The sequence below is a fragment of the Paraburkholderia sp. TE9906 genome, assembly GCF_056279605.1.
This window is the reverse complement of the sequence record NZ_JBWCCT010000018.1, coordinates 57,551-72,082: the sequence shown is the minus strand read 5'-3', so window position 1 is coordinate 72,082 and position 14,532 is coordinate 57,551. Positions and strand designations below refer to the sequence as shown.

Sequence of the window (14,532 nt, the reverse complement as noted above, 5' to 3'; positions counted from 1 at the left end):
GATGCCGCCCTTCTCTGTCCGCCCGGTTACTTGGGGCGGACTTTTTTTTCGCCTGGGTTTTTTGCCCGCGTTTTTGCGCGAGTCTTTGACGCGCCTTAGCTCACGAGCCGGGCACGCAACGTGTCGATCGTCGTTTGCGACATGCCGAGGCCGCGCGTCAGATAGTTCGCCATCGTGCCGTAGCTCATCTGCACCTGATCGAAACCGGCTTGCAGATAACTCTCCTGAACTTCCAGCAAAGGCATCTGGATCGCGACGGCGGCCTCGCCGTCCTGCGCGCGCAGCGTCTCGGTCTGTTCATCGAGCGACGCCGCCAGGTAAGTGTTGCTGAGCAGATAGTCCTGCATGACGACGTCGAGCGGCACGTTGGCGATGCTAAGCAACAGCGCCGCGACCCAGCCGGCGCGATCCTTACCCGCGTTCGAATGAAACAGTTGCGCGCCGGCGCCATCGGCGAGACGCGTCAGCAACGTGCCGTACGCGGCTCGCTGCGCGGCGCCGGTCACATAGGCGCGCGCTTGCGCTTCCATGAACGCGGTGGAGGCCGCCGTCGTATTCATCTCAGGCACGACGAAGTCGCTGCTGCCGAGCACGTTGAGGTTTTGCGCCGCCGCGCCGCCCGGCACCACGTCGTCTTTCCGCGCGATTTCGCCAGGCGTGCGCAGATCGTAGACCGACGCGATGCCGAGTTTGTCGATCGCGGTTTCATCGGCGCTGCTCAGCGCCAGCACATTCGCGCGATAGAACGCGCCACGGCGCATCCGTTTGCCGTCGACGGTCGTGTAGCCTGCGCCGACGCCCGCCAGATCGCGAAAGTTGCTGACCGATGCCAGACGCGGGGTCTCGGGCAGTTCGGTGTCGAGGTCGCCACCGCCGCACGCAGACAGCAGCGCGCCGCCCAGACCGGAGGCAAGCACCACGTTCGCGGAGCCCTTGAGGAAGCCTCTGCGCGACATGGATATGGCACCGCGCGTGCAATGGCTTTCCGTCACGATCGAACTCGCTGAGCGGTGGGACGGCGAGCAGGATTTCGCGGTTGCGGGCATTAGGCGTGGCTGGCGCGGGCGTGAGGGAGTGATTCGCAGCATCGACGCTGCGGGCAAAGTTTAACGGTGCTCAATATCTTTTGCGTTACACAGTAGTAGTTCGTAAGGGAAGGCGAGATGTGAGTTTGTCCACGGGCGGCGGCTAGAACGGCCAACCCAAGGCGCGCGGCATGTTTCCGGACTCGTTTCCACCTGCTTGCGTCTCTTATCGCCGGTTATCGGCACTTATCAGCGATTACCGCCGCCGCCATTTTTGACCACAACTGGCCGCAGGACGCCGCATCCCCGTAGAATACAACCACCCTACTATCGAGCCCCCCGCCGGCAGAAAGATCTGGAGACCACAACAAAACATGCCTTCTCTCCAATGGTTCACCGAGCTGACCACGCGCGAGCGCCGCACGCTTTACGCCGGCTTCGGCGGCTACGCGGTCGATGCCTTCGACTTCATGATTTACTCGTTCCTCATCCCGACGCTGATCGCGACCTGGGGCATGACCAAAAGCGAAGCCGGCATGATTGCCACCAGCTCGCTGATCTCGTCGGCCATCGGCGGCTGGCTCGCGGGCATACTCGCCGATCGATATGGCCGCATCCGCGTGTTGCAATGGACCATCGCCACCTTCGCGGTGTTCACCTTCCTGTCGGGCTTCACCAATTCGTTCTGGCAACTGCTCACGACCCGCACACTGCAAGGCATCGGCTTCGGCGGTGAGTGGTCGGTCGTGACGATCATGATGGCCGAAACCATCCGCTCGCCGCAGCATCGAGCCAAGGCGGTCGGTACCGTGCAAAGCAGCTGGTCGTTCGGCTGGGCCGCGGCGGCGATCGTCTATTGGGCGGCCTTCGCGCTGCTGCCGGAACAGTACGCATGGCGCGCGTGCTTCTGGATCGGCCTGCTGCCCGCGGCGTGGATCATCTACATTCGCCGCAACGTGAGCGATCCCGAAATCTATCTCGAGACGCGCCGCGCTCGCGAAAGCGGCTTCGACACCTCGCACTTCATGCAGATTTTCTCGGCCGCTCACGTGAAGACCACGCTGCTCGGCAGCGCTTTGTGCACCGGCATGCTCGGCGGCTATTACGCGATCACCACGTGGCTGCCGACCTATCTGAAGACCGTGCGCCATCTGTCGGTGTTCAACACCAGCGGCTATCTGATCGTGCTGATCGTCGGGTCGTTCACCGGCTATATCGTCGGCGCGATTCTGTGCGACAGGATCGGCCGGCGCGCGTCGTTCGTGCTGTTCGCGATCGGCTCGTTCGTGCTCGGCATGGTCTACACGATGCTGCCGATCACCGACGTCATGATGCTCGCACTCGGCTTCCCGCTCGGGATCGTCGTGCAAGGCATTTTCGCGGGCGTGGGCGCATATCTGTCGGAGCTCTATCCGAACGAGATACGCGGCTCGGGCCAAGGCTTCTGCTACAACCTGGGACGCGGGCTCGGCTCCTTCTTCCCGATTCTGGTCGGTACACTGTCGCAAACCATGACGCTCGTGAAGGCGATGGGCATCGTGGCCGGCTCGGGCTATCTGCTCGTGATCGTCGCCGCGCTGTGTCTGCCGGAAACCAAAGGCAAGGTGCTCGGCTCGACACGCGCAGCCACCTGAAATCGCCAGCATTCGCCTGAATTTGCAGCACACACACATGAAAACGATTGTTCTCGGCGGCGGCGTCATCGGCGTCGCCAGCGCTTTTTACCTGTGCCAGCAAGGCTGCGAAGTCACGGTGATCGAGCGCGAACCCGACGTCGCGCTCTCTACCAGTTTCGGCAACGCCGGCGTGATCGCCCCGGGCTATGTGACGCCGTGGGCCGCGCCGGGCATGCCGGCCAAAATCCTCAAATACCTGTTCAAACCGGCCTCACCGCTGATCTTCCGGCCCACCTTCAATCCCGCGCAATGGCGCTGGATCGCGCGCTGGCTGCGTGAATGCGACCTCGAACGCTTTCGCGTCAACAAGCAGCGGATGCAGCGCATCGCCTACTACAGCCGCGATTGTCTGCACGAGTTTCGCGGCCGCCACCCGTTCGATTACGGCCGCAGCCAGGGCTATCTGCAACTGTTTCGCAGCGAGTACGACCTTGAACTCGCGCAACCGGCGCTCGCGGTGCTGCGCGACGCCGGCATCGCGCATCGGGAAATTAACGCGGCGCAATGTGTCGAGATCGAACCGGGGCTGCGCTGGGCCCGTCAGATGCCGCTCGCCGGTCTCTATCTGCCCGACGACGAAGCCGGCGACTGCGCGCGCTTCACCCGTGAGCTGCGCGCGATCTGCGAGCGCAATGGCGTGCGCTTTCGCTTCGACACGCGTGTGACGTCGCTCGATGTGCAAGGCGCGGCGGTGCGCGGCGTGCGTGTCGACAGTGAACGTGGCAGCGAGACATGGCAGGCCGATGCGGTAGTGGTGGCGTTAGGCGTCGATAGCGCGGCGCTGCTCTCACCGCACGGCGTGAAAGTGCCGCTCTATCCGGTGAAGGGGTATTCGGCGACGCTGCCGATCACCGACGAAGAAAAAGCCCCCCGCGCCGCGTTGATGGACGAGTCGCTGAAAACGGCGATCACACGCTTCGGCAACAACTTGCGCGTGGCGGGGACGGCGGAGTTGGGCAATGGCCAATCCGCCCTGCGCGAACAGGCGCTGCAAACGTTGATGAAAGTACTCGCCGACTGGTTCCCGCACGCGGCCAATCCCACGTCCGCGCATTTCTGGGTCGGCCGCCGGCCGATGACGCCGGATGGGGCGCCGCTGCTCGGACCATCCGGTGTGGACAATCTGTGGCTGAACCTCGGACACGGTTCGACCGGCTGGGCGATGTCGATGGGCTCGGGACGCGTGGTCGCGGATCTGATCGCGCAGCGCAAACCGGAAATCGATCTGGAAGGATTGACGTTGGCGCGGTACGGGAAGTAACGGCGCGTTGGCGCCAGGCGCACGAACCACTGGACGTTAAAAAGCCGGGTCCACCCTCTCAGGTGGCCCGGCTTTGTTTTTCACCGCTTTGATGTACCGCTTATGTGCCGCTTATGTGCCGTTGTTCAGCACATTGTCGTCTCCACCTCTTCCTGCAAGCAGTGGCCGGTATCCGTGTCACGCCAATCCAGAACGCGGATCGCAACGGAAACCGGCCGGAGACGTTTTAGCGCGGCAGTTCCGAATGCCCCATCAGGAACGCATCGACCGAACGCGCGCACTGACGGCCTTCGCGGATCGCCCACACCACCAGCGACTGGCCGCGGCGCATGTCGCCCGCGGTGAACACCTTGTCCACCGACGTGTAATACGCCTTGTCGCCTTCGGTCGACGCGCGCACGTTGCCGCGCGCATCCTTGTCGACGCCGAACGCTTCGAGCACCGGCGACACCGGTTGCGTGAAGCCCATCGCGAGCAGCACCAGATCGGCCTTCATTTCGAATTCCGAGTTCGGCACTTCCTGCATCTTGCCGTCCTTCCATTCGACGCGCGCGGCGATCAGCTTCTCGACCTTGCCGTTCTTGCCTTCGAGGCGCTTGGTCGCAACCGCCCAATCGCGCTCGCAGCCTTCGTCATGCGACGACGACGTGCGCAGCTTGATCGGCCAGTACGGCCACACGAGCGGCTTGTTCTCTTCTTCCGGCGGTTGCGGCAGCAATTCGAATTGCGTGACGCTCTTCGCGCCGTGACGATTCGACGTGCCCACGCAGTCCGAACCCGTATCGCCGCCGCCGATCACGACCACGTGCTTGCCCTTCGCGAGCAGCTGGTTCGCGACCTTGTCGCCGGCATTGACCTTGTTCTGCTGCGGCAGGAAGTCCATCGCGTAGTGAACGCCTTCCAGCTCGCGACCCGGCACCGGCAGATCGCGCGGCGTTTCCGAACCGCCTGCAACCACGACCGCGTCGAACTGTTCTTTCAGCTCGGCCGGCGTGATGGTTTCCTTCGCCGTGCTGCCGATGTAGGCCGGCAGCGAATCCGCCTTGCCGACGAACACGTTGGCGCGGAACGTCACACCTTCGGCTTCCATCTGGCGCATGCGGCGATCGATCAGCCACTTCTCCAGCTTGAAGTCGGGAATGCCATAACGAAGCAGGCCGCCGATGCGGTCGTTCTTCTCGAACACGGTCACATCGTGCCCCGCACGCGCGAGTTGCTGCGCGACAGCGAGACCCGCGGGGCCAGAGCCGACCACGGCGACTTTCTTGCCGGTCTTGTGCTTCGGCGGCTGCGGCGCCACCCAGCCTTCGGCCCAGGCTTTGTCGATGATCGCGTGCTCGATCGACTTGATGCCGACCGGGTCGTCGTTGATGCCGAGCGTACACGCCGCTTCGCACGGTGCCGGGCAGATGCGGCCCGTGAACTCCGGGAAGTTGTTCGTGGAGTGCAGCACTTCGATCGCGTTCTTCCAGTCCTGATGGAACACCAGGTCGTTGAAGTCCGGGATGATGTTGTTCACCGGGCAGCCGTTGTTGCAAAACGGAATGCCGCAGTCCATGCAACGTGCGCCTTGAATCTTCGCTTCGTCGTCGCTGAGAGCCGCGACGAATTCCTTGTAGTGCTTCACACGCGTGAGCGGAGCTTCGTACGCCTCGTGGCGGCGTTCGAACTCGAGAAAACCGGTTGCCTTGCCCATGTGGTTCTCTTCTCTATCTGTATCAGGTGGGGTGATCTACACCCGCCGCGCGTCGAATCGTCGAGCGGCGGCGGGTACGGCTAAAGGTGACGTCTTGCTGATGAACAGCGCAGCGGTGTTTAAGCGGCGAGTACTTCCTTGTTCGCCTTCTTCGCTGCCAGTTCGCCCAGCGCGCGCTTGTATTCGGTCGGGAACACCTTCACGAATTGACGGCGCGATGCGTCCCAGTTTTCGAGCAGCGCTTTCGCACGCGGCGAGCCGGTGAACTGGAAGTGACGCTCGATGAGCCCCTTCAGCAGTGCCTCGTCGGTCGTCTCGGCGTGCCACAGGCCCTTGTCGACCGTGCGTTCCTGCTCGGCCTGTTGCAAGACCGGATCGAGCGCGACCATCGACTTGTTGCACTTGCTCGCGAACGTGCTGTCCGGATCGAACACATACGCGACGCCGCCCGACATACCGGCTGCGAAGTTACGGCCCGTTTCGCCGAGCACGACGACCGTGCCGCCCGTCATGTATTCGCAACCGTGGTCGCCCGTGCCTTCGACGACCGCCGTCGCGCCCGAGTTACGCACGCAGAAGCGCTCGCCCGCCACGCCGCGGAAGAAGGCCTCACCTTCGATCGCGCCGTACATCACCGTGTTGCCGCAGATGATGTTCTCTTCCGACTTGCCGCGGAAATCGTTAGTCGGACGGATGATGATGCGGCCGCCCGACAGGCCCTTGCCCACGTAGTCGTTGCCGTCGCCGACCAGATCCAGCGTGACGCCCTTCGCGAGGAACGCGCCGAAGCTCTGACCTGCGGTGCCCTTCAACTGGATGTGCACCGTGTCGTCGGCGAGACCGTCGTGGCCGTACTTCTTCGCGATCGTGCCGGACAGCATCGCGCCGACCGTACGGTTCACGTTGCGCACCGGCTGGATGAACGAGACGTGCTCGCCCTTCTCGATCGCCGCCTTCGCCTTTTCGATCAGCGTGTGGTCGAGTGCCTTGTCCAGACCGTGGTCCTGCACGTCGACGTGCTTGCGCGCCACTTCGGCCGGCACTTGCGGCTGATAGAACACGCGCGAGAAGTCGAGACCCTTCGCCTTCCAGTGCTCGATGCCCTTCTTCGTGTCGAGCAGTTCGGCGCGGCCGATCAGTTCGTCGAACTTGCGAATGCCCAGTTGCGCCATAATCTCGCGCGCTTCTTCCGCAACGAAGAAGAAGAAGTTCACGACGTGTTCCGGCTGGCCCTGGAACTTCGCACGCAGCACCGGATCTTGCGTCGCGACGCCGACCGGGCAGGTGTTCAGGTGACACTTGCGCATCATGATGCAGCCTTCGACGACGAGCGGCGCCGTCGCGAAGCCGAACTCGTCCGCGCCGAGCAGCGCGCCGATCACGACGTCGCGGCCGGTCTTCATCTGACCGTCGGCCTGCACGCGGATACGGCCGCGCAACTGGTTCAGCACCAGAGTTTGCTGCGTTTCGGCGAGACCTAGTTCCCACGGCGTGCCCGCATGCTTGATCGACGACAGCGGCGATGCGCCCGTACCGCCGTCATGGCCGGCGATCACGACGTGATCGGCCTTCGCCTTCGCGACACCCGCGGCCACCGTGCCGACGCCCGATTCCGACACCAGCTTCACCGACACGCTAGCCGCCGAGTTGGCGTTCTTCAGGTCGTGAATCAGCTGCGCCAGATCTTCGATCGAATAGATGTCGTGGTGCGGCGGCGGCGAAATCAGGCCGACACCCGGCACCGAGTAACGCAGCTTGCCGATGTAGTCCGACACCTTGTGGCCCGGCAGCTGACCGCCTTCGCCCGGCTTCGCGCCCTGCGCCATCTTGATCTGGATCTGGTCGGCCGACGCGAGGTATTCCGCCGTCACGCCGAAACGGCCCGACGCCACCTGCTTGATGCGCGAGCGCAACGAATCGCCATCCTTCAGCGGAATGTCGACAACCACTTCGTCGCCGATCACGGACTTCATCGTGTCGCCGTTCTTGATCGGAATGCCGCGCAGTTCGTTGCGGTAACGGTTCGCGTCCTCGCCGCCTTCGCCGGTGTTCGACTTGCCGCCGATGCGGTTCATCGCGACTGCCAGCGTGGCGTGCGCTTCCGTGCTGATCGAGCCCATCGACATCGCGCCGGTCGCGAAACGCTTGACGATCTCCTTCGCCGATTCGACTTCGTCGAGCGGAATCGCCTTGGTCGGATCGAACTTGAATTCGAACAGGCCGCGGAACGTCATGTGGCGCTTCGTCTGATCGTTGATCAGATGCGCGTATTCCTTGTACGTCTGGTACGAGTTGGAGCGCGCCGAGTGCTGCAGCTTGGCGATCGCATCCGGCGTCCACATATGTTCTTCGCCGCGCACGCGGTACGCGTATTCGCCGCCCGCGTCGAGCATGTTCGCGAGGATCGGGTTGTCGCCGAACGCGTCGCGGTGCAGACGGATCGCTTCTTCCGCGACGTCGAACAGGCCGATACCGCCCACCTTCGACGACGTGCCCTTGAAGTACTTCTGCACGAGGTCTTCAGCGAGACCGACCGCTTCGAAAATCTGCGCGCCGGTGTAGGACATGTAGGTCGAAATGCCCATCTTCGACATGACCTTCATCAGGCCCTTGCCGACTGCCTTGGTGAAGTTGTAGACCGCCTTCTCCGCCGACAGGTCGCCCTTCAGCCCGCTGGCGAGCTGGCCGAGCGTTTCCATCGCGAGGTACGGGTGCACGGCTTCCGCGCCGTAGCCCGCGAGCAGCGCGAAGTGGTGCGTTTCACGCGCCGAACCGGTTTCGACGACCAGACCCGTGCTCGTGCGCAGACCTTGCTGCACGAGGTGCGTGTGGATCGCGGCAGTGGCCAGCAGCGCCGGAATCGCGACGTTGTCGCGGTCGGTCTTGCGGTCCGACACGATCAGCATGTTGTAGCCGGACTTGACCGCATCGACGGCTTCCGCGCACAGCGACGCGAGACGCGCTTCGATGCCTTCCTTGCCCCACGCCACCGGATAGCAGATGTTCAGCTCGTACGAGCTGAACTTGCCGCCCGTGTACTGATCGATCGCGCGGATCTTCGCGATGTCCTTGAAGTCGAGCACGGGCTGCGACACTTCGAGGCGCATCGGCGGGTTGATGTTGTTCGTGTCCAGCAGGTTCGGCTTCGGACCGACGAACGACACCAGCGACATCACCATGTTTTCACGGATGGGGTCGATCGGCGGGTTCGTGACTTGCGCGAACAGCTGCTTGAAGTAGTGATACAGCGTCTTGTTCTTGTTGGACATGACCGCCAGCGGCGAGTCATTGCCCATCGAACCTACCGCTTCTTCACCGGCTTGCGCCATCGGCGCCATCAGGAACTTGAGGTCTTCCTGCGTGTAGCCGAACGCCTGCTGACGATCCAGCAAAGCAGCGGCTTCGCGGCGTTCGGTCGCGACATCTTCGGCCTTCGCCTCGATTTCGTCGAGCTTGATCCGGACCGCGTCGATCCAGCTCTTGTACGGCTTGGCGTTCGCGAGGTTGTCCTTCAGTTCCTTGTCGTCGATGATGCGACCGTGTTCCATGTCGATCAGGAACATCTTGCCCGGCTGCAGACGCCACTTCTTGACGATCTTCGACTCGGGGATCGGCAGCGTGCCCGCTTCCGACGCCATGATGACGAGGTCGTCATCCGTGACGATGTAGCGCGCCGGACGCAGACCGTTACGGTCGAGCGTCGCGCCGATCTGACGGCCGTCGGTGAACGCGATGGCGGCGGGGCCGTCCCACGGCTCCATCATCGCGGCATGGTATTCGTAGAACGCGCGGCGGTTGTCGTCCATCAGCGTGTGCTGTTCCCAGGCTTCCGGGATCATCATCATCATCGCGTGGACGAGCGGGTAGCCGGCCATCACCAGCAGTTCGAGACAGTTGTCGAACGAGGCGGTGTCCGATTGGCCCGGATAGATCAGCGGCCACAGCTTCGGCAGGTCGTCGCCGAGCACGTGCGACGCGATTGCGCCGGTACGGGCGTTCAGCCAGTTGACGTTGCCCTTCACCGTGTTGATTTCGCCGTTGTGGGCAATCATGCGGTACGGGTGCGCCAGCTCCCACGCCGGGAACGTGTTGGTCGAGAAGCGTTGGTGCACCAGCGCCAGTGCCGAGACCGTGCGCTCGTCCTGCAGGTCGCGGTAGTACACGCCGACCTGACCGGCCAGCAGCAGACCTTTGTAGACGACCGTGCGGGCCGACATCGACGGCACGAAGTATTCCTTGCCGTGCTTGAGCTTGAGCGCCTGGATGCGGTGGCTCGCGGTCTTGCGGATCACGTACAGCTTCCGCTCGAGCGCGTCGGTCACGATGATGTCCTTGCCGCGGCCGATGAAGATCTGGCGGATCAGCGGCTCGCTCGCCTTCACGGTGGGCGAAATCGGCATGGTGTGGTCGACCGGCACGTCGCGCCAGCCCAGCACGACCTGGCCTTCGGCCTTCACCGTACGCTCGAGCTCCTGTTCGCAGGCGAGGCGCGATGCGTGTTCCTTCGGCAGGAACACCATGCCGACGCCGTACTCGCCGTATGGCGGCAGCGTCACGCCTTGTTTGGCCATTTCCTCACGATAGAAACCGTCCGGAATCTGGATCAGGATGCCCGCGCCGTCGCCCATCAGCGGATCGGCACCGACGGCGCCCCGGTGGTCGAGGTTCTCGAGAATCTTCAGGCCTTGCTCGATGATCTGGTGGCTCTTCTGGCCCTTGATGTGAGCGACGAAGCCGACGCCGCAGGCGTCGTGCTCGTTTTGCGGGTCGTACAGACCTTGCGCGGCGGGAACCGGGTGAGTCGGTTGCTGGTGGTCGTTCATGGGGACACCGTCTGTGAGGGGCCGGACCGGCCGTTAAAACCATTTTTCTATTACCGCAGTTGGCATCGCAACCACGACGGCGCTCTTTACGCTGAATGCTATGCGTGTCAAAAAGCGCCGGAATTCGGAATATACGCGACGAATCAATGGAATAGCAAATAAAACGTGGTGATCGATCCCCAATTATCAAATTGGTGCATCGCGCTCGTTTTTTATTGGTGCCATATCAAAACAGGGCAAAAGAAAACGGCATGCGCGATGCCGTTTCCCTTTAGACCTTTGACGCGAAACGCTTTATTGCGTGTGCGGCGTCTCGCGGACCTTGCGCGGCCGCCCGCGCGGCAGCGGCGAGACGCGCCGGTTTGCAGCGCGCGCCGCCCATTCCCGGTAGGTATCGCTGCCCAGAACCCAGCCTTTCAGGGTGGCTTGCTGAAGTTGGCTGGCTTCGCGTTCGTCGAGCGGCTGCTCGCACAATTCGCGGTATGCCCGCTGACGCTCGAACGGCGTGTTGCCCAAAGACCAGTACAACGGATGGTCGGTGATCAGGCTGTCGAGCGTGAGGCCAATGTGATGACGGTAGCTCGACCAGCGATAGTCCTCCGGCGCGTTGACGAGTTGGGCGCGCACCGGACACATCTCCACGACACGGCTCGCCAGCAGGAAGTAACGCTCGCCTTCGATCACCGTGGCCCGGTAGCGGCCTTCCCACAAGGTGCCGCGGCGTGCGTAGCGTCGATTGAAATGCGCGACGTAGCGACGACCCACCGCCTGCATCGCCTTGGGCAAGCTAGACTCTTCGGTTGGCGTGACGAGCAGTTGCACGGCGCCCGGCATCAATGCGTACGCGTGGATCGAAAGATGATGGTCGCGAGAAGCCGCTTTCAGGCAGTCGATGAAGAGCTCGTAGTCCTGGTCGTCGACGAATGCGGGCTGCTGATCGAGCCCGCGAAGGATGACGTGCTGCGGCTGGTCAGGGACATAAAGACGTGCAAGCCGTGCCATGCTGGAGTATCCAATAGTCGCGTTGGTACATACCCGAAGGTCCGAAGAACCGCATGCGCTCAAGGTTCGGCGCGACGCGGCTAAGCCAGAAACCGCGCGGCGCTTAGGGAGAAAGCTCTAACCGCCGCGTATGGTTTGTTTCAAACGTTCTCGTCATAATGAGCGGGCCTTTTTTGGAGGAGCACATATGAAATTAAAACAGGCCGTAACGGGGATGGCGGCGCTAGTCTGCATGACGACGGCAGCGCACGCACAATCGGCCGGCAGTTTTTACGTCACGACGGGCTGGTTCCATCTTGCGCCTCAATCGAGCAGCGACCCATTGAGAGTGACAAGCATTGGCGGCAGCCCGACCAACATCACAGAACCGAATACCGGGGCATCACTCAATTCAACCGACACCATCGGCTTCACTGCGGGTTACTTCGTCACCGACCACATCGCAACCGAACTCGTCATGGGCTATCCGCCCACGTTCGATCTGAACGGCACGGGCAGCCTCCAACAGTTCGGCAAGCTGGGCCAGGCGAAACAATGGAGCCCGACTCTGCTGTTCAAGTACTATTTCAACGCTCCGACCGCCGCGTTCCGTCCGTATCTCGGCGTCGGTGTGAGCCGCGTCTGGTTCACGGACGAAAAGATCACCAACAGCGCATTCGAAGCCAACGTTCTGCATGGTCCGACCAGCGTCACCACGGATAGTTCGTGGGCGCCGGTGTTTAATGCCGGTTTCACGTACGCGTTCACCCAGCACTGGTTCGCGGGCGTCTCGATCTCGTACCTGCCGCTCAGCACCACGGCCAAGCTGAACACCGCCGCGAACACGCCGGTCGGCACGCTGAACGTGCAGTCGCAGACCAAGATCAAGCTGAACCCGATCGTTAGCTACGTCAACATTGGTTACCGTTTCTAACGCTTCGAGAAATTGGGGGCGTAGAGGTAGGGTAGTCGAATTTTCGTGGCTTGGACAACGCCGTCATCCATTCGATGACGGCGTTTCTATTTGCGCTCGCAGCAAGGGGCGATCCGCAGCACGGCTAGGCCGGTGCCGCACGCACGCGTGAGTATTTGTAAATTTGACCCGGAATCGGCCCGGCTCGTGCAATATCTGCGGAGGATTCTTCATCCGCGCCACGCCCTGAGGGGCTTTACGGGTTTGGCACTGAAGTTGCGTTCTCACGGTGTTTTCCGCGTCGTGACGCGCTAGCGCGTCATCGTGACAACGCGTGAACTCTTTCACCCTCATCGACGGAGCGACCATGACAGCACTTCCGAATACGAGAGACGCCCTCGGCGAATCCTGGACCAGCACGAGCCGCCGCGCACGGCGCATCGCCCGCCATAGCCGCCATGCTGCCGAAGACATCGCGGGCGAGTTGCGCACGCTGTTGACCGAACTCGAATCCACGCTGGCGGACGGCACCCATGCCGACGCCGTGGCATTGCGCGGCAAGCTGCGCAAACAGCTGGACGCCGCGCGCACCCGCCTGAACGACACCCGCGAAGTCGTGCGTGAACGCGCTGAAGTCGCGATGTCCGACGCGGACGATTACGTGCATGAAAATCCGTGGCAGACGATTGCCATCGTCGGTGGGGTGGCGCTGATCGCGGGCGCGCTGTTCGCGTCGCGGTTGCGCTGAGGTACGCCGAAGGTGCACTTCCGTGTACGCCTGAGTTGCACTCGCAGGCTGCGCTGAGTGAAGAGTCGAGCCGCCATCATTCCGGCGGCTTTGACTGACGGCAATCAGTTGCGATCGCGAATGTGCGGTTGCGTCGGCGCCCGAGCTCGGCGCCGACGCGCGTTCGCGTGGTGCTGGCTAGTTGTCGTCGATCACGAACAGCCGCTGATACTCCTTCACCGCATAGCGATCCGTCATTCCCGCGATGTAATGGGCAATCAGTCGCGGCTGCTGCGTCACGTCCGCCGACTGATAAGCCGGCGGCAACAGCCGCGGGTCTTCGGTGAACGCGTCGAACAGGCCGACCACCACGCGGCGCGCCTTGTTGGCCATGCGCATCACGCGGTAGTGGCGATACAGGTTCTTGAAGAGGAAGCGCTTGAGCGCCGCAGCCTGGGCGGCAATCGCGTCGCTGTGCGCGACGAGGGCGGGCGCGGCGCGCACGGCGTCGAGCGAGGCCGGCGCATGCCGGACGATGTTCTCCCGCGTCGTATCGATCAGGTCGACAATCAGCGTGTTGATGATCCGGCGCACCGTCTCGTGAATCAGCCTGCGCCCTTCGATCTGCGGAAAATCGCGACGCGACGCCTCGAAATGCGTCTGCCACAACTCCACTTCGGCAAGCTGCTCGACCGTGAGGAGGCCTGAGCGCAAACCGTCGTCGACGTCGTGATTGTTGTACGCGATCTCGTCGGCGACATTCGCGATCTGCGCTTCGATGGACGGCTGGCGTCCTTCGAGAAAGCGCTCGCCCAACGCACCGAGCCGCCGCGCGTTTTCTCGCGAGCAATGCTTGAGGATGCCCTCGCGGGTTTCGAAGCACAGGTTCAGGCCGTTGAACGCGCCGTAGTGCTCCTCCAGATCGTCCACCACCGCGAGACTTTGCAGGTTGTGCTCGAAGCCGCCGTGCTCGCGCATACATTCGTTCAGCGCGTCCTGGCCGGCATGGCCAAATGGGGTATGGCCGAGATCATGAGCAAGCGAAATGGCTTCGACGAGGTCTTCGTTGACGCGCAGATTGCGCGCCACAGAGCGCGCGATCTGCGCGACCTCCAGGCTATGGGTGAGGCGCGTGCGAAACAGGTCGCCCTCGTGATTCACGAACACCTGCGTCTTGTATTCGAGCCGGCGGAATGCCGTCGAGTGAACGATGCGGTCGCGATCGCGCTGGAACTCGGTGCGCGCGCTCGGCGCGGCTTCGGGATAACGGCGGCCGCGCGATTGCGCGGAATGCGCTGCGTATGGCGCGAGGTGCGCTTCGAGTGCATCCTGTGTGGGCACGGCGATCGCCGCCATGCCTGCCGCCGGGTCATGCTGTACATCGTCGCTGCGCCTGTCAGTCACCGGGTTCTCCGAAACATGGGGCGGCG

The 14,532-nt window shown here is 62.9% G+C and carries 9 protein-coding genes; 4 read left to right on the top strand and 5 right to left on the bottom strand.

Annotated elements, in window-relative coordinates; all coding sequences use genetic code 11:
- Window positions 1–95 precede the first annotated feature (95 nt).
- A complete protein-coding gene (locus tag ACZ9H4_RS32470; protein ID WP_408155290.1) occupies window positions 96–1,046 on the bottom strand; it encodes a tyrosine-protein phosphatase in 951 nt (316 codons plus the stop codon).
- A 353-nt stretch (window positions 1,047–1,399) separates the two neighbouring features.
- Between ACZ9H4_RS32470 and ACZ9H4_RS32465 the strand changes: the two genes are divergently transcribed.
- Both ACZ9H4_RS32465 and ACZ9H4_RS32460 read left to right on the top strand, forming a co-directional pair.
- Window positions 1,400–2,659, top strand: coding sequence for an MFS transporter (locus ACZ9H4_RS32465; RefSeq protein ID WP_408146425.1), 1,260 nt, complete (start codon window positions 1,400–1,402; stop codon window positions 2,657–2,659).
- A 37-nt stretch (window positions 2,660–2,696) separates the two neighbouring features.
- Window positions 2,697–3,962, top strand: a complete 1,266-nt coding sequence (locus ACZ9H4_RS32460; RefSeq protein WP_476122467.1) for a D-amino acid dehydrogenase — start codon at window positions 2,697–2,699, stop codon at window positions 3,960–3,962.
- Window positions 3,963–4,188: 226 nt separating this feature from the next.
- Here the strand turns inward: ACZ9H4_RS32460 and ACZ9H4_RS32455 are convergent, their stop codons facing one another.
- From ACZ9H4_RS32455 to ACZ9H4_RS32445, 3 genes are all read right to left on the bottom strand, one after another.
- Complete coding sequence (locus ACZ9H4_RS32455; protein ID WP_175164692.1) at window positions 4,189–5,658, bottom strand: glutamate synthase subunit beta; 1,470 nt, start codon at window positions 5,656–5,658, stop codon at window positions 4,189–4,191.
- A 119-nt stretch (window positions 5,659–5,777) separates the two neighbouring features.
- Complete coding sequence (locus tag ACZ9H4_RS32450) at window positions 5,778–10,481, bottom strand: glutamate synthase-related protein (protein WP_408155297.1); 4,704 nt, start codon at window positions 10,479–10,481, stop codon at window positions 5,778–5,780.
- Between the two features lie 294 nt (window positions 10,482–10,775).
- Window positions 10,776–11,483, bottom strand: coding sequence for a transposase (locus tag ACZ9H4_RS32445; protein WP_168663499.1), 708 nt, complete (start codon window positions 11,481–11,483; stop codon window positions 10,776–10,778).
- 187 nt (window positions 11,484–11,670) lie between these two features.
- Here ACZ9H4_RS32445 and ACZ9H4_RS32440 point away from each other — a divergent pair, with 187 nt between their 5' ends.
- Both ACZ9H4_RS32440 and ACZ9H4_RS32435 read left to right on the top strand, forming a co-directional pair.
- Entirely contained in the window at window positions 11,671–12,396 is a 726-nt protein-coding gene (locus ACZ9H4_RS32440) for an OmpW/AlkL family protein (RefSeq protein ID WP_408327314.1), read from the top strand.
- A 346-nt stretch (window positions 12,397–12,742) separates the two neighbouring features.
- On the top strand, window positions 12,743–13,123 hold the full coding sequence (locus tag ACZ9H4_RS32435; RefSeq protein WP_408146417.1) for an ElaB/YgaM/YqjD family protein: 381 nt from the start codon (window positions 12,743–12,745) through the stop codon (window positions 13,121–13,123).
- Between the two features lie 177 nt (window positions 13,124–13,300).
- On the opposite strand, the gene ACZ9H4_RS32430 is transcribed toward ACZ9H4_RS32435, so the two are convergent.
- Window positions 13,301–14,506 carry a deoxyguanosinetriphosphate triphosphohydrolase gene (locus ACZ9H4_RS32430; RefSeq protein ID WP_408146415.1) on the bottom strand — a complete coding sequence of 402 codons (1,206 nt, stop codon included), beginning with the start codon at window positions 14,504–14,506 and terminating at the stop codon, window positions 13,301–13,303.
- Window positions 14,507–14,532: the final 26 nt, after the last annotated feature.